Annotated in this window: 15 protein-coding genes; 4 read left to right on the forward strand and 11 right to left on the reverse strand. The window is 62.7% G+C overall.

Annotated elements, in window-relative coordinates; translation table 11 throughout:
• Positions 1-124 precede the first annotated feature (124 nt).
• A complete protein-coding gene (locus tag LMTR21_RS30205) occupies positions 125-559 on the forward strand; it encodes a hypothetical protein (protein ID WP_141688129.1) in 435 nt (144 codons plus the stop codon).
• 367 nt (positions 560-926) lie between these two features.
• Complete coding sequence (locus LMTR21_RS30210) at positions 927-2,558, forward strand: caspase family protein (protein ID WP_065751084.1); 1,632 nt, start codon at positions 927-929, stop codon at positions 2,556-2,558.
• A 289-nt stretch (positions 2,559-2,847) separates the two neighbouring features.
• Here the strand turns inward: LMTR21_RS30210 and LMTR21_RS30215 are convergent, their stop codons facing one another.
• The 11 genes from LMTR21_RS30215 to LMTR21_RS30265 all read right to left on the reverse strand — a co-directional run bounded on the left by LMTR21_RS30215 (position 2,848) and on the right by LMTR21_RS30265 (position 14,517).
• Entirely contained in the window at positions 2,848-3,204 is a 357-nt protein-coding gene (locus LMTR21_RS30215; protein WP_065751083.1) for a hypothetical protein, read from the reverse strand.
• A 180-nt stretch (positions 3,205-3,384) separates the two neighbouring features.
• On the reverse strand, positions 3,385-4,155 hold the full coding sequence (locus LMTR21_RS30220) for a hypothetical protein (RefSeq protein ID WP_065751082.1): 771 nt from the start codon (positions 4,153-4,155) through the stop codon (positions 3,385-3,387).
• 24 nt (positions 4,156-4,179) lie between these two features.
• Complete coding sequence (locus LMTR21_RS30225; RefSeq protein WP_065751081.1) at positions 4,180-5,397, reverse strand: sigma-70 family RNA polymerase sigma factor; 1,218 nt, start codon at positions 5,395-5,397, stop codon at positions 4,180-4,182.
• A 590-nt stretch (positions 5,398-5,987) separates the two neighbouring features.
• Positions 5,988-6,953, reverse strand: a complete 966-nt coding sequence (locus LMTR21_RS30230) for an ABC transporter ATP-binding protein (protein WP_065751080.1) — start codon at positions 6,951-6,953, stop codon at positions 5,988-5,990.
• Positions 6,946-7,950 carry an ABC transporter ATP-binding protein gene (locus LMTR21_RS30235; protein WP_430642485.1) on the reverse strand — a complete coding sequence of 335 codons (1,005 nt, stop codon included), beginning with the start codon at positions 7,948-7,950 and terminating at the stop codon, positions 6,946-6,948. The genes LMTR21_RS30230 and LMTR21_RS30235 overlap by 8 nt, the downstream gene beginning before the upstream one ends.
• 2 nt (positions 7,951-7,952) lie before the next feature.
• Complete coding sequence (locus LMTR21_RS30240; protein ID WP_141688128.1) at positions 7,953-8,162, reverse strand: hypothetical protein; 210 nt, start codon at positions 8,160-8,162, stop codon at positions 7,953-7,955.
• 14 nt (positions 8,163-8,176) lie between these two features.
• Positions 8,177-9,616, reverse strand: coding sequence for an amidase (locus tag LMTR21_RS30245; RefSeq protein ID WP_065751077.1), 1,440 nt, complete (start codon positions 9,614-9,616; stop codon positions 8,177-8,179).
• Between the two features lie 3 nt (positions 9,617-9,619).
• On the reverse strand, positions 9,620-10,528 hold the full coding sequence (locus LMTR21_RS30250; protein ID WP_084030434.1) for an ABC transporter permease: 909 nt from the start codon (positions 10,526-10,528) through the stop codon (positions 9,620-9,622).
• A complete protein-coding gene (locus LMTR21_RS30255) occupies positions 10,521-11,474 on the reverse strand; it encodes an ABC transporter permease (RefSeq protein ID WP_065751076.1) in 954 nt (317 codons plus the stop codon). The genes LMTR21_RS30250 and LMTR21_RS30255 overlap by 8 nt, the downstream gene beginning before the upstream one ends.
• Positions 11,475-11,506: 32 nt before the next feature.
• Positions 11,507-13,081, reverse strand: a complete 1,575-nt coding sequence (locus LMTR21_RS30260) for an ABC transporter substrate-binding protein (RefSeq protein WP_065751075.1) — start codon at positions 13,079-13,081, stop codon at positions 11,507-11,509.
• 65 nt (positions 13,082-13,146) lie between these two features.
• Positions 13,147-14,517, reverse strand: coding sequence for a sulfatase family protein (locus LMTR21_RS30265; RefSeq protein ID WP_065751074.1), 1,371 nt, complete (start codon positions 14,515-14,517; stop codon positions 13,147-13,149).
• 175 nt (positions 14,518-14,692) lie between these two features.
• On the opposite strand from LMTR21_RS30265, the gene LMTR21_RS30270 reads away from it, so the two are divergent.
• Both LMTR21_RS30270 and LMTR21_RS30275 read left to right on the forward strand, forming a co-directional pair.
• Positions 14,693-15,412, forward strand: coding sequence for a GntR family transcriptional regulator (locus LMTR21_RS30270; protein WP_065751073.1), 720 nt, complete (start codon positions 14,693-14,695; stop codon positions 15,410-15,412).
• Between the two features lie 132 nt (positions 15,413-15,544).
• Entirely contained in the window at positions 15,545-16,291 is a 747-nt protein-coding gene (locus LMTR21_RS30275) for a glucose 1-dehydrogenase (RefSeq protein ID WP_065751072.1), read from the forward strand.
• The last annotated feature ends 3 nt before the right edge of the window (positions 16,292-16,294 follow it).

Raw genomic sequence — 16,294 nt, forward strand, 5'->3', positions numbered from 1 at the left:
CCGGCGCGGAGAAAAATCCTCGCCGGTCCGTCTCTCTATCGTGATGTGGTGGCGACGGCCGCAGGCCGTCTTGAAATATCACCGCAATTTGGTGCGCTATCTTGTCAAGAAAGAGAGGAATCCAATGTCGGGTCTGATTACTGGGCTGGTTTTGCTTGCGCTCGGCGCCCTTGCAGCCGCTTCGAGTATCGTCGCGAGGCGTCCGGACGCGAAGGCCTATATCGAAATGATGGTACCCTACCAGGGGTGGTTCGGATTCATAACCTGCCTGTGGGGCGCCTGGATCATCATCAGCGCGATCATCAACCTGAACTGGTTCAGCTACGTGCCGGTCTGGTGGTTGACCTACCTCGCGACCGGCCTGCTGATTGCCTCACTCGGCCTGCTGCTCGGCTATGCCTTGCTGACGAAGTACATTCTCAACCGCAGCGTTGAAGCGGCACAGCGCGGCGAGCAGATTCGCGCTGCCATTGTCCCCTATCAGACCGTGCTCGGTTATGCCGCGATCGTCCTCGGCCTATGGACGATCGTCGCTACGTTTCTCTATCGTATCGCCTAACGCATGATCCGGAAAAACCCCGCTCCGCACTTCGTTGCAGGGTAGACACCGTTTTCCCTCGCAGCAAACGCGGACCGCGTTTGCCAGAGATCACGCTCAAATAACAGGCAAGAGCGCGATGACGATTCATCTTGAAGTCATCGCGCTCTAGCAGATTGCTGAAAATCGAGTACATCGGCAATCTCGACCATTTTTTCATTGCCGACCTGCTCATCGCCGCTTGCAGCCGGCACAATATGCCCATCATCCCGCCACAGAGGCCACCAACAATGAATTGGCGAATAATGGCGCTCAAACGCCGAACCGTTTGACCAGCCGGCGGGGACAGCCGCTCCATCAGCCCGCCATAGCATCGACGAAAGCATTCATGTCGAAGAAAAACTTTTGCCTTGCGATCCTCGCGCTGAGCGTCGCGATAAATTTCGTTGCCCCCGCACGCGCGGAGAAGCGCGTTGCCCTGCTGGTCGGCAATAACGCCTATGAGAACATTCCGCGGCTGCAGACCGCCGTCAACGACGCGCGCGCGGTCGGCACCGCACTGCGCAAGCTCGGCTTCTCGGTGATTTCCGTAGAGAACCAGTCGCGCCGTGCCATGAGCGAGGCGATGCTCGCGTTCGACAAGGCGGTCGAACCTGGCGACACCGCGCTGTTTTTCTTCGCTGGACACGGTTTCGAGATCCAGGGCCAGAACTACCTGCTGCCGACGGACCTGCCGGAGGTCCGCGAAGGACAGGAAGAGTTAGTCCGCGATTCCGCAATTCCAGCCAGCCGGATCATCGACCGGCTGCAGGGGCGCGGCGCCCGCACCGTGGTGCTCGTGCTCGACGCCTGCCGCAACAATCCGTTCGAGCGGCCGGGCGGGCGCGGGCTCAAGGGCAGCGGAGGTCTCGCAGCGATGACGCCTGCCGAAGGCGTGTTCATCATGTTCTCCGCTGGCGCCAAGCAGACCGCGCTCGACCGGCTATCGAGCACCGAGCGCGCCTCAAACTCCGTGTTCACGCGAAACCTCATACTCCGGCTGGCGGAGAAGGACCTGACGCTGGTGCAGATTGCCAAGCGCCTGCAAATCGAGGTCCGGCAGCTGGCGGCGAGCGTCGGTCGCGACCAGACGCCGGCCTACTACGACCAGGTCGTTGGCGAGATCGTGCTCAACGCAAGCGGACGCCCCACACCTGCCGACCCGCCGGCACCACAAACTGCGGCTCTGCTCTCCGACGTCGACAAGCGCGCCACCGAGGCTGTGCCGGCTGCCCCGGTCGACCCTGCGATCGCCGAACTCGACGCTCTGGCGGCCGCGAAGAGCTGGAGCGAGCTCCGCGACCACCTGCCAAAGGTGAGGCCGACGGCGCGTGACGCACACTGGGCTTCGTTGGCCGAGCAAGCCGCGATCGGCGAATTAACTCCACTTGCAACGTCGCCGCAACCGTTTGACGATCGGCTTGCGGCGCTCGAGCACTATGCCACGACCTTTCCGATCCTGAACGACAACCCGAAATTCCTGGCCCTGCGCACGTCGATCGGCCTGTCCGCGTTCGGCGACTGCCTTGAGCAGGCCTACGCCGTCGATTGCCGCCGGCGACTGGAGAGCTTCGTGCGCACGACGCCCAAGAACGCCGGTACGGTGCGCGTCGACCTCGCGCGTGACGCCGCCCGTCTCGTCGGACGCAAGCTCAACCGTTCCGCCGCTGCGCCGTTTTTCGCCATCGCGATCGAAGTGCCGGCCGAAGCGAACGCGGCGGTCTGTGCGGATCCGGATCTGGCAATCGCCGTCATTGCCGCGCTCAGCCGGCCTCCCGACTGGAATGAGGCCAAGGCAGCGGCGGCGCTCACGGAAGCCTGCTGGAACACACTCGGCACCGCGGTAGTGGCGCAAGTCGCGCGAGAGAGCGGCGAGAGCTATTACCTCGGCAATGCTTGCCCGATACTGTTGCAGCGCGACGCCTTGACAGGGCTGCGCGCGGCCCGCTGCCAAGAAATCAAATCGCGACAGGCGAGATAGTCGTACCAGTCGCGACCATAACACGGGCAGAATATTTCCCTTCGCACGCCCCTGCTTTCGCGACGGTTCGCCGGAAGTACTCGTCAATAGCGAGCGGATTCAGAATTGTCATCGCGCTTTGGCTTGTTGCCTGAGCGTGATCTCTGCGCAACCGCAATTCTCGCAAGAAAGCCGATATCCCACCCCGCAACAAGTGCGGGGCGGGTGTTTTCGGATGCTCTGGTGGGATGACCTCCAGGCCTCGAAGGATGGGACGAACGGACGTCCCACGCCTTCTTGTGCAGCTACATCAGAACGAGCAGCCGAAGCTTTGCAGCGAGGTCTTCATCGCGTCCATCGTCTGCTTGCAGCTCTGTTCCATGGCTGGCTTCGTTGACGGGTTCTTGGCCATGTCAAGCCACGTCTTGCGCGTCTGGTCGAGCTGCGCCTTGTAGGTCGCGCGCTGCGCCTCCGGAAGCTTCGACGTCACGCAAGTATCGTACTTCGTCAAGAAGTCGTCGCAGGCGGCAATACCGGTGTTCTGCGCGCGTGCAGGCCCGGCGACGGCAATGACGAGCAGAACAGCACCTGCCACATGCAGGAGCGGCAACGCGCTGCGCTTGCTCAAGCGTGATTCGATCGCAGCTTCCGTCGTTGTGTGGCGCATTACATTCTTCTCCTTTGGAATGTGAGTTTGTACGACAACACTGGAGAAGACGGACAGATTTTCACTTTTGGTCCGTCGCCAGCTATCGTGATGTCTCCTTCCCGTTCTTGTGATCAGAACACAACCTGCCGCCCGCAAACGAGATGCGGTTCGGACGACTTAAAGCGTCGAGCTTTTAGGTCAGTTCGATCCTGCGGAAGCGGGGCGCTCATGCTTGCCGGCCCCCGCCGGCTTTGGCCCGCATGGATCATTGTCTTTGGTGGGCGCCTTGCCTTGCTGATACTCGATTACAGTACCGCGGTCACTTCCCATGTTATCGGGCGTCGATTTCTTGGCCTGTTCGTTCGCTTCAATGCACGACTGGGCATCTTTCTTCTTGGACGGGGTCGCCACGATTCCGCGGCCCATCGCATCACCTGCGTCGTCATGCTTGACCGCGATCGTTGTGCTGTCTCCAACCATCTTCACAACAGTCGGGACCGCGATCACAGCCAGGGTGGCCAGGGCGAAGCCCGACCATGCAACCGAACGCCGGTACCAAGCAACCGGGGCAACCGCCACGGCCGAAACCTGCGGCCGGTTCTGTTCCGGCGCAGCAAGAACGCCGGCCGCCTGCGCCATCAAGCCCGCAGGAACTGTCGCAGGCTGCGCCTGGATTTCGTCCAGCAATGCCACCGCGGCGGCCAACTCCGCGCGGGCTGCCGGATCGTTGGCAAGCCTCGTGGCGACGGCATCCCACTCTGCCCGCGACAGGGAACCATCGAGAAACGCGGCGATCTCTGCGTTGTCGATCTCGCCCCATTGACCTGCTGCAGCGGAGCCCTGCCCCAATCCTTCGGAAATGGTCCGCGACAGTTGTGCGCGAAGCAGCTCAAGCGCCTGCAGCCGGTCAGAGCGACCGTCGTCCTCGGCGGGTACAGACGCCGGTTCGTGACTGAGGCGTTCAATCATCGGACAGAGTTCCAATACCCATGTTTAGACGGACATATCGGAATTCTTTTCCAATTGCACCGTAATTTCTTTTAACCATTTCTGGCTGCGCTGCTTCAAACGATAGACGTCCTCGACCGGACAACCCATCAGCCGCGCAATGCCACGTGCTGGCAACGGCTCATTGGCCGAAAATACAATCTGAAGATACAACCGTTCATCGGAAGGAAGCTTTTCTGCTGCCGCATTGATAGCGGCGACGAGAGCTGTGCGGCGCTCTTCCTCCTCAAAGAGCAGCAACCGGTCCTCGGGAGTTGGCGATGAATCCGCGATCGAAATGCTTCCGCCTTCACCGAGCAATGCGTCAAGCGAGACAGCCTCGGTCGCGGGCGACGCGCGCTCCAGCTTCACGATACCGGCAAGGCGCGCGATCGACTCGGCGATGTCAGCAGCTGTCGGATCTTGCGCCAGCCTGCCGCGTAGCGCAGCGGCAAGCCGATCGGCGTCCAGCGGACAACCCTCCCATACGACGGCCGTATAAATCGCCTGGTCGAGCGGCGGCGAACGGGAAATCGCCGCCGGCATACGCCGTCGAGGCGTTTCACGCCGCACGAGATCGATCAAGAGACGATCGACTACGGTCAGAATATAGCCAGTGAAACTGCCGCGGCCCCCGTAAGAGCGGATGCGACGGAAATCATTCTCGATCAGCTTGAGGCATACTTCCTGATACGCGTCCTCGCGACCGGCTCTACCAAGTCTACTCGGCAATTGCTTGGCGATCCGGCTGCGAACGTCTGCCTCGAAGTAGCGCGAGAATCTCTCCCACGCCTCGTGTGGCGTTTTGCTGAACTGCCCCGCCAGCTCGTCGGCGAGAACATCGCGAGCGACAAGCGACAAGTAAGTCGTAATACGTGAACGCCCGTCGAACCCCCGCAGCCGCGTATAATCGTCAGCCTTCAGCGATGCGACGATGTGAAGGAATGCAGCCTCCGCCTCGGCTCCATCGCCTACCAGCTTCACGACGATCGACCACAGTGTCGTCGAGACGTGCTCGAGAAATCTGCTCGCCGCGCCGACCTCGCCGGAGAGAACGGCATTGACAAGTGCATGCTCAAAGTTGCCGCTCAGCGGCGGCACAATCTGCATCTCAGAGGAGATCGGCCGTTCGGCGACCGCATTGGCACTGTCGGCAACGTCGTCTTCTGACTTGGCCTTTTTCGGGACCAACAGATTCTGGACCAACAGGCTGCGCGACCACATGACCTCTCCCCTGACAAACAGTCGAGCTACCGAACGACAGTTGAACAGCCAGAGACTGCGGCCTTCCCAAGTTGGCCCTTTTGTCGCCAAACAACCGGTTGTTGTCGCCGCACAAGTGGTCTTCCAATCTGGCGAGATTATGAATTGCAACAATGCAGCGGGCGTCGAGCCTGCACATGAATGATGCGTTTCCAATCCTGAGTGAGGCTCCACGTGCGGCGCAAGCGACATCTACTGCCCTGACACGGACCAAATTTGTCACAACGATGCACCTACAAATGCCACAAGCCGCGCTGCGTCGATCGCCGAGTCTACGTACCCATTGAAACTGCAGAGTTATCGCGGGCGACGTCAGTAGCGGTGCGCGCACAGGATCGGCAACGCGATCCCAGGATTCGACACAACCAGGATTTGAACTTTAGAATTTCTCTCTGTGATCGCACCCGTCGCCTGGTGTTACCAAGGCGTCACGGTCAGCAAAAATCTGCAATCGTCCGTGGACCCGTTCCAGTTCGGCCGTCTCAACGGTTTCTCACTAAGATCCTGATTTACATGGTGGGCACTGGTATCGAGCACGGCGGCGGGGCCGATCATGCCAAATGGCAGGCAACGAGATGATCCGCCACCGACTTCGGCATCAGTTGCGGTTCCCTTTCCGCACAAGTCGGTTGCGCCAAAGGACAGCGTGTCCGGAAGCGACAGCCGGAGGGCGGCTCGATCGGATTGGGAATGTCACCGCGCAACAATATCGGCTGCCGCTGGCGGCCGGGAATCGGCTCCGGCACCGCCGACAACAATGCCTTCGTGTAGGGATGAAGCGGCGAGCGACAGAGCCGCTCGGTCGAGGTGAGCTCGACGAGCCTGCCAAGATACATTACGGCGATGCGGTCGCTGACGTAGCTCACCGCCGCCAGATTGTGCGAGACGAAGACATAGGTCAGCCGCAGCTCGCGCTTGAGCTCGACCAAAAGATTCAGCACCTGTGACTGGATCGAAACGTCGAGCGCTGAAACCGGCTCGTCGGCGACCACCAGTTTCGGCCGAAGCACGAGGGCGCGGGCGATGCCGACGCGCTGCCGCTGGCCGCCAGACAATTCATGGGGATAGCGGTGCGCGGCTTCCCGCCGCAGTCCCACCTTGTCCAGCATTTCGGCAATCAGCCGCTCGCGCGCGCCGCGCTCCAGGCCCTGGGCATCGAGGCCTTCGGCGATGATATCGCCGACCTTCATGCGCGGATCGAGCGACCCGCTCGGATCCTGAAAGATGAATTGCAGCTCGCGCCGCGAGCGCCGCAGCTCCGCGCCTGCCAGATCGCCAATCTGCGCGCCGTCGAACGACAATTTTCCGGCGCTTGGCTTCATCAGCCCGACCAGAATCCGCCCGAGCGTGGATTTTCCGCTGCCGGATTCCCCGACGAGGCCGAGCGTCTCTCCCGGGGCGATGTCGAGATCGATACCATCGACGGCCCGCGCATAGGCGACGCTGCGCCGGAACAACCCGCCACCGACCGGAAAGTATTTCTTGACGTCGCGGGCGGACAATAACGGCTCATGCATTTGTTGCTGCTCCCCGCTGCGATAGTTCGGCGGCATTGCCGCGCAACCAGCAGGCTGCGAATCCCGAACGGGTCGCGACCAATGCCGGCGGCTGGCGATGACAATGCTGGGACGCATAACTGCAACGCGCGGCGAACCGGCAGCCTTCCGGCCAATGCAGCGCGCTCGGGACAACGCCGGGAATCATGTTGAGCGGCTCGGCTTGCGTCATTCCCAATAGTGGGATCGACCGCAACAGCGCCTCTGTATAGGGGTGCTGCGGACTGCGGAAGATGGCGTCGACGGAACCGCGCTCCACCACCTCGCCCGCATACATCACGGCGACATCGTCGCACATCTCAGCAACGACACCGAGATCATGGGTGATCAGGATCACCGCCATCGCCAGCCTGTCGCGCAACTGCCGCAGCAGCTCGAGGATCTGCGCCTGGATGGTGACATCCAGCGCCGTCGTCGGTTCATCGGCGATCAGGAGCTTGGGTTCGCAGGCAAGCGCCATCGCAATCATGACACGCTGCCGCATGCCGCCGGACAGCTGGTGCGGAAAGGCGTCGACGCGGCGCTCGGGTGACGGAATCCCCACGAGCTCCAGCAGTTCGATGGCGCGCTCGCGCGTCTGGCGTGCGCTCATGCGACGATGCAGCCTGATGGCTTCGATGATCTGGTTGCCCACCGTATGGACCGGGTTGAGCGAAGTCATCGGCTCCTGAAACACCATGGAGATGCGATTGCCGCGAACCGCCTCGAGCTCCCGTTCGGAAGCCGCGGCGAGATCCCTGCCCTCGAAATAGATGTGGCTGCCCGCCAGAATGCGGCCCGGCCTCTCGATCAAGCGCATGATCGAGAGTGCGGTGACGCTCTTGCCGCTGCCGGATTCGCCGACGATGCCAAGCGTCTTGCCCTCACGAACGTCGAAGTCGACACCGTCGACGGCCTTCATCACGCCGGATCGCGTGTCAAAATAGGTCCGGAGATTTTCAACGCGCAGGAGCGACATGGTCATGCCCCGCTAAACCGCGGCCCTTCGTCTGGCCCGGCTTCGATCAGGAGTTCGGTCGAAATGATCCAGAGGCGAGCCGGCGAACCTGCCGTGTTCGGCCCACTCCGCGCAGGCGCGCGAACGATTCCGTCGGCAAGGCCGGCCGGCAAGGTTGGCGCGATGGCGTGCAGCCCGGCGAACGGTGCGAGAACGCGTGGCCATTCGATCATCGCGCGATCCTCCATCAGACATTCGGCTTTCGTCCGACCCACGGCCATGCGAGCTCGAAGGCACGCGCCGCGCGCAGCACCAGCGCCTCCTGATTGGGCGGCGCGATCACCTGCAGGCCGATCGGCATTCCATCGACGAAGCCGCAGGGAATTGAGGCGGCCGTGCAGCCGGCGAGATTGACAGCCAGCGTATGGGCGACCAGCGCCGGGATGCGCTGGGCGGGACCGACGGATTCAATCACCGGCGCGGTGAAGCCGAGCGTCGGCGAGAGCACGAGATCGCAGCTGCGGAAGGCGGCCTCGAACGAGCGGATAAAATCGGCGCGCCGGCGCACCGCGCGCGAATAATCGGCGCCGCTCACGCCCTTGGCCCAGGCAAATCGCTCGCGCGCATACGGGGTCAGCTTGCGCCGTGCCAGCGGGTCGGTATAGAGCGACTCGCCGAGCGCGGCGTAACGATCGACGAAGTCGAGCACCCGCCAGGCTTCGTCCACCCCCTGCGTGTCGAACGTCACGGCATCATCGACAAAGTTGGCACCGAGCGAGCCAAGGCCAAACGCAGCTTTCCTGATCGCGGCGATCACGGCGGCATCGACCTGAGCCGAGATGCTCTGATCCTCCCACCATCCGAGCCGCAGTCCCGCGATGCCATCATCGAGCCCGGAAAGGTAGTCGGGCGGTTCATCCAGCCGGCAGAGGGAATCGTCGACGGACGGCTGCGCCAGTAGCTGCAGCAATGTGGCCGCATCGCGCACGTCGCGGCTGATCGGGCCTGCACTGCAAAGGAACAGCGTGGATCCGAGCGAGCCGTGCTGCGGTACCCTGCCGTTGCTCGGCAACAAGCCGAGCACCCCGCACATTGCTGAGGGTAGCCGGATCGATCCACCTGAATCGCTCCCAAGCGCCAGCGGGCCGAAGCCGGCTGCGACACTCGCCGCCGCCCCTCCGCTCGAGCCCCCAGACGTGCATCGGGGATCCCAGGGATTGACGCATTCGGGCGCGACGCGGCCGGTGGTGCGCCAGAACGTCCCAAATTCAGGCGTAGCAGTCTTGCCGATGATCACGCCATCGGCCGCCTTCACGCGCGCGACGTGTAGCGAATCCTCCTCCGGCACGTGGTCGGCATAGATCCGCGAGCCGCTGGTGGTGCGGATGCCCTTGGTCCAGAACTGATCCTTGATCGACACCGGCACACCCGCCAGCGCGCCGACAGGCTCGCCGCGATCGATCCGCCGATCGATCGCCCTGGCCTGGTCCAGCGCCGCTTCCCCCGACACCGTGAAGAACGAGTGGAGGCGTCGATCGAGCGCATCGATCCTTTCGATGAAATGGCAGGCGACTTCGGTCGCTGATAAGCGCCGTGTCACGATAGCCTCGCGGATCTGCCAGGCGGACATCCAGTGAAGATCGGACGGCAGGTCGCTCACTGCTTCAGCCTTCAATTTGTCGAGCATCGATCAACCTCTTGGATCCAGCGCATCGCGCAAACCATCACCCATGAACGTGAAGCCGACGACGACGAACACAATGGCAAACCCCGGGCTAAGGGCGAGCCACGGCGCGAGCGCCATCACCGAGGTGGATTCGGCGATCATGCCGCCCCAGGTCGGATCGGGCGGCTGCACGCCGAGCCCGAGAAAGGACAGCGAAGCCTCGGTCAGCACTGCGATCGTCACCGTCAGCGACGCCTCGACGATTAGCGGTGCCGCGATATTCGGCAGCACATGCCGGTACATCGTCCGCGCACGCGAGACGCCAAGCCCGATGGCCGCAGCGATGTAATCCCGCTCCCGCACCGACAACGTCGAAGCGCGGGCGACGCGGGCAAAGCGCGGCATGAACAGCAGACCCATGGTGAGGACGAGATTCGGCAGGTTCGGCCCGAGCGCCGCCACCAGTGCAATCGCGAGCAGCAGCGCGGGAAAGGCCTGCAGGATGTCGAGAAGGCGCATCAGGCAGGCATCGACCAGGCCGCTGGCGTATCCGGCAATGAGGCCGATCACCGTGCCGGATGCAAACGCTAGCGCGGCACTCAGGCAGGCGACCGCAAGAGAGCTGCGCGCCGCATAGAGGATGCGCGTCAGCACATCGCGCCCGAGCTGGTCCGTGCCCAGCCAGTATTGCGCTGATGGCGGCGAGAGCGAGGCATCGGCAATCTCGAGCGGATCGTGCCCGGAAAGCCAGGGCGCGGCGACCGCAAGGACGATCGACAGCAGCACCATCGCAGCACCGACTGCAAGCGGCAGATTCCAGCGCAGCCGGGGTCGCGCCAGGAAGCGGATGCCCTCCTCGTCGGCTGCCGGCTCGTCCGCCGGTACCGCCGGCCGATCCGCCAAGTCGATCATGGTCGGATGCGCGTCAGCCATGTTGCTGAATCCTCGGATCGAGCACGTAGTAGCTGAGGTCAACCACGATGTTGATCAGGACCACCAGCGTGGTGACTACCAGCACAGTGGCTTGCACTTGCGTATAGTCGCGGTGGTAGATCGCGTTGAGCATGAGCTGGCCGATGCCGGGCAGGCCGAACACCTGCTCAACCACGACTGCGCCCGCAACGAGGTGCGCGGCAGTGACGCCGACCGCGGTCACCACCGGCAGCAGTGCATTGCGAAGACCATGCCGGATCAGCACGCGTAGGCGGCCTGCGCCCTTGGCACGTGCGGTCGCCATGAAGGGCTCCGTCAGCACCTCCAGCATGGCGGCGCGCGTGTAGCGCATGATCGTGGTGGCGGAAGCCAGCGAAAGCACGAAGGCCGGCAGCAGCAAGGTCCTAATCCCGCCGAGCGGATCGTGATGCAGGTCGACGGCGCTCAGGATCTTGAACGAAGGCCAATAAAGCGAGAGCAGCAGCACGGCTGCAACACCGACGAAGAATGGTGGCGTCGAGAGGCCGAGCAGCGCCACGGCGCGGATGAAAAGATCGGGCCAGCGCCCGCGGGTTTTCGCAGTGGCGACGCCTGCGGGCAATCCGACCGCGATCGCAAAAAGCAGTGACATCGCGGTCAACACCAGCGTTACCGGCAAGTGCGAGGCGATCTGCGGGGCGACCGGCAATCCCATCACCAGCGAATTGCCGAAATCGCCGCGCAGCGCGCCCATCAGCCAGATTCCATACTGCACCGGCAGCGGCTGATCGAGATGCAGGGAGCGGCGGATGTTCTGGGCGGCTTCCGAATCGAGCGCTACCGTGGGCCCGGCCAGCACGCTGACGATATCGCCGGGGATCAGATGAATAATGGCGAAGCTCATCAGCGAAACGCCGAACAGCACCGGCACGGTGAGAACGATGCGTCCCGCGGCATATCTGAGCATCGCCTACTCCCTTCGAACTCGCTGCACGCGCCCTATTGCAGCCAGGACTGCCGAAGATAGACCCGCTGCGCCGACGGCACAGCGCGGTAACCCTGCAGCTTGTTCGACCACATCTCCCAGCGCAGCGCCGCGGCACAAGGCGTAATGATGTAGGCCATATCGGCCACGCGCTGCTGCACCGCCCGATAGAGCTTGGTTCGTTCGGCTTCGTCATAGCTCTGCCGCGCTTTGGCCAGCAGTTCGTCCAGCACGGGATCGGCCGTCTTGCCCGGATTGACCGTGGAGTTCGAGTCCAGCCGGATCGAGATGTTGGTGTCGGGATCCGGGCCCCAAACCAAGCCTGCCATCGACATCGGCGATTCCGTCGATTGAAAATCGGCGACGAGCTGGCTCCATTCCTTCTGCAGGATCTTAATCCTTATGCCGATGCGTCCGACCATCTGCTGCATGATCTGCGCAATCTGAACGTCGCCGTAGTTGGCCGGCGAGACCGCAAAGACCGCCTCGAAGCCGGAGGCATAGCCGGCCTCCGCCATCAGTGCCTTGGCCGCGACCACGTCTTCTTTCATATAGGGCAAGCCGAGCACCTCGCCGCTCGGAACGGCGAACGGCGCTTGCATTGGCGGCAGCGACGCAGTGAGGCCGGCGAAGCCACGCCAGACGACCTTGGTAATTAGCTCGCGGTTGAGCGCCAGGCTGAAAGCACGGCGAACGCGGACATCGTTGAAGGGCGGCTTGCGCTGATCGAACTCGAGCAGCATCAGCCGCGAATAGGACTTTGGGTCGGGTGCCACGATGTCAGGCACATCGCGCATCTGCGTCGCCGAGTCGGGGCGGCCGAGCCAGGTCAGCTGCACGCTGCCCGCCCGCAGAGCGGCCATGCGACTGGCCTCATCGGGAATGATGCGGAAGTCGAGGCCATCGAGATAAGGCAGGCCCAGCTCGTAATAGTCGGGATTGCGCTTCATCCGGATCAGCGAATTCGGCCGGAAATCCTCCAGCATGAACGGCCCGGTGCCGGCGCCACCCTTGACGAGGTCGCCGCGCTGCCTGACGTCTTCGCGGTTGACGATCGCGGAATATTTGATGGTGGCAAGATAGTTGGGGAATGGCGAGAACGGACTGGCGAGGCGGAACACCACCGTCTTGGGATCCGGCGTTTCGATCGCCTTGATCACCGAGAAGATCGATACCCATGGCGAGCGGGTGGCAGGATCGACCAGGCGCTCGAAGGTGAACTTGACGTCCTCGCTGGTGAGCACATTTCCATTGTGGAATTTCACGCCGTCGCGCAGATGGAAAACGAAGGTCTGCGGATCCGGCTTCTCCCATGCGGTGGCGAGATCAGGCTCGATATGGCTCGACGTCTCGTCCCACCTCAGCAGGCAGGTATAGATGTGTTCGGCGATGTTGCCCGTCGAGAATGCGGCGGTCTTGTGCGGGTCGAGACCGATCGGATTCTCGTCCTGGCCGATGGTGAGCACGCCGCCGCGTTTGGGCACCGGCGCTTCGTCCGCCGCTCCCGCCGGCGCGGCGCCGTAGCCGAGGGCGACAAACCCCGCCCCGGTGGAGCCAAGAAATTGCCTTCGCGTGATGTAGGCCCTCATAGCTCTCTCCACCAGCCCGGTCGAAGGGGAATTTCGGGCTGCGCACCAAAGCGCGCAGCCGCGCGCTAGGATGCGGCCTTGAGGGAGCCCACAAGGCGCGGGTCGGAGTATTTTTTCGTAACTCCCGCGCGACGCAGATCCTCGGCGTAGAGCTCTACCAGCTTGGCGATGACCTCAGGATGCATCGTCGCGACGTTGGTCGTCTGTTTCGGATCCGTGCGCAGATCGTAGAGCTCGATCGGCTCGCTCGGGGTCGCATACAGCAGCGACCAGTCCTGCGTGGTGATAGTCACTGGCTGCCACTCGACGACGGTCCGCATGAGATCGTCGACCACTTCGACGCTTTCGCCGGGATTGGCGAGCGGCAGCGCCGTCAGCACATGGTCGCGTCCTGCGAACGCCTCGCCTCTTACCGCAGGAAGCAGCGACAAGCCTTGCATCTCGGGCAGACGCTGTAGGCCGGCCATATCGCAGATCGTCGGCGCGAGATCGAGCGCACAGGCAAGCTTGCTGGTTCGTCCAGGCTTTGCGCCCGGCACGTGGATCAGCAGCGGCACCTTGGCGATCTCTTCGTAAAGCGGCGAACGCATCCAGGTCGCTTCGCCGGGCGCGCGGCGTACCATCTTGCCCATCAGCCCGTGCTCGCCGAGCAGGAAGCCGTGGTCGGAGACGAAGATGATGGCGGTGGAATCCTCGATGCCGAGATAGGCAAGTTGGTCAAGCAGATGGCCGATCCAGCGATCGACGAGCTCGAGCTCGCCGCTATAGAGCGCGCGGGCGACTGCGATATCGCGATCGGTCATGCCGTGCTTCTTGCAATCGCCATAGGGCGGATGCACGCGTTCGCCGGCATAATCGGGCAGATAGTGGCGAGTATAATAAGCTGGCGGATCCCAAGGCTCATGCGGATCCCAGGTGTCGACCAGTGCGAAGAACTTGTCCTCGTAGACCTGCTCCAGGCATTTCGCCGCCTGCACCATGGTGAGCGGCGCCGGACAATCCATCTCGCCGGTGCGGGGATCTGGCTTCACCTTGCCGGTGATCGGCCATTGCGGCAGCTTGCCTTCGCCCTGGCGCTTCGTTTTGTTGGGCGCGCTGTAAGAAGAGTAGTGCGGCGTTCCCAAGAGCTGGGACTTCATATCGTAGAAGAAATTGAAGCCGCGATCGTATGAATAGCCGTTGACCTGGTAGAACGGCGTATCGACCACGCCGAGCGTGGTGTAACCCACTTCCGTCAATGCGGTTGCAATTGAGCGATCCGCGCGCGGCAGTGCGCCCCAGCCGACGCCGGCAAAAGCGGGCTTGCCGGTAAGATAATCGTAGCGGGCGGGGACGGTCGGAAAGCTCGACGCATAATAACGGTCGAACACCATCGACTTGGCGGCAAGCCGGTCGAGGTTCGGTGTGCGGACGTGACCGCCGTTGTAACCGAGCATATCGGGTCCGGACGGTATCGGAAACGATCATGAGTATGCGATCTACGGCCACCTGTAATCCTCCCTTTATCGTTGAGTAAAACATCACACAGCACTTTCGACCGGTCAAGTAGTAACATATCACATGTCACACATTTATTGTTGCGAATCTGGATGCCCCCTGCTACGAAGGCGCATGGAAGCGCTTCAAAATGGTCCTTTGGGTTTGGTTTCGGCGCCAAGCCTGCGCGAACAGGCGCGACAGGTTATCCGCGGCCTGGTCATCACCGGGCAAATGCAGCCGGATCAGCTCTATTCGGTCCCCCGTCTGGCGGCCGAACTTGGCGTGTCGGCAACGCCGGTGCGGGAAGCCCTGCTCGATCTCGAACGCGAAGGCCTGCTGCAAGCGGAGCGCAACCGCGGCTTTCGCGTGGTGTCGCTGTCGCTGAGCGAACTCAATGAGACCTTCGCCATCCGCCTTCTGCTCGAAGTGCCAAGCGTCGGCGACATCGCCCAGGGCGGATTGTCGAAGCAGCAACTCGACGAACTCTATCAACTGGCCGAGGCCACGCAGCAAACGGCAGACGCCGGCGATCTGATCGCGTTTCTCGATGCGGATCTCAAATTCCACGTTCAGCTGATTGCCACGCTCGGCAATCGCTCGCTTGCCAAGCTGGTCGAGACGCTGAGAGACCGCGTGCGCCTGCACGGCTTTGCCGGCAACGACTCGCCGCGGGATTTTCTCAAGCAATCGGCGGCCGAACATTTCAAGCTGCTCGACTATGTATCGAAGCGCGACCGGGCCGGCGCCGAAGCGACCATGCAACGCCACCTCGAAAGGTCGCGCGGGGCATGGGGCGACAGGCACAACGCCGCACAGGCTGCAAGAGCCGCCGTTCTCGACGACTCGTCCTGACCGCGGCGCCCCCTCTCCTTCCGACCGTTCATTTGCAAAGCAATCCACTTCCCGCGCCTTTGCTGGCGATCGCATTGCCATGGCAAGGCGCGCGCGAGCCAATTCCGAACAATATTAGCAAAGAGGATCGCCATGAGACTGAAAGACAAGATCGCAATCGTGACAGGCGGCGGCTCCGGCTTCGGCGAGGGCATCGTCCGCAAATTCGTTGAGGAAGGCGCGCGCGTGGTCATTGCCGACCGCGACGAGGCCGCCGCAGAGCGCGTGGCCGGCGCACTTCCCGGCAGGACCATCGCGGCCGTCGCCGATATCTCCAACGAATCCGGCTTCGCAGCGGTCGTGCAGAAAACCCATCGGGAATTCGGCGGCCTCGACATCCTGGTCAACAACGCGGGTGTCGGTCACACGCCGCAGCCGCTGGAAACCGTGACAGACGAGATGTTCGACAGGATCGCCAACGTCAACATCAAGTCGATCTACTATGGCGCAAAGGCCGTGGTGCCGCATTTCAAGCAGCGGAAATACGGTGTCGTGCTCAACGTTGCCTCCACCGGCGGGGTCAGCCCGCGGCCAAACCTGACCTGGTACAATGCATCGAAGGGCTGGGTCATCACCGCGACGCGCGCCATGGCCGTGGAGCTTGCGCCGTTCGGCATCCGCGTCAACGCCATCAATCCCGTCGCCGGCGAAACGCCGCTGCTCAAGACCTTTATGGGGCAGGACACGCCGGAGATCCGCGCCAAATTCCTCTCGACGATTCCAATCGGCCGTTTCTCCACGCCCGAGGACATGGGCAACGCCGCAGCGTTCCTGTGTTCCGACGAGGCCAGCATGATCACGGGCGTCGCCATGGAAGTCGACGGCGGCCGTTGCATCTGACGC

The organism is Bradyrhizobium paxllaeri (assembly GCF_001693515.2).
Classification (GTDB): domain Bacteria; phylum Pseudomonadota; class Alphaproteobacteria; order Rhizobiales; family Xanthobacteraceae; genus Bradyrhizobium; species Bradyrhizobium paxllaeri.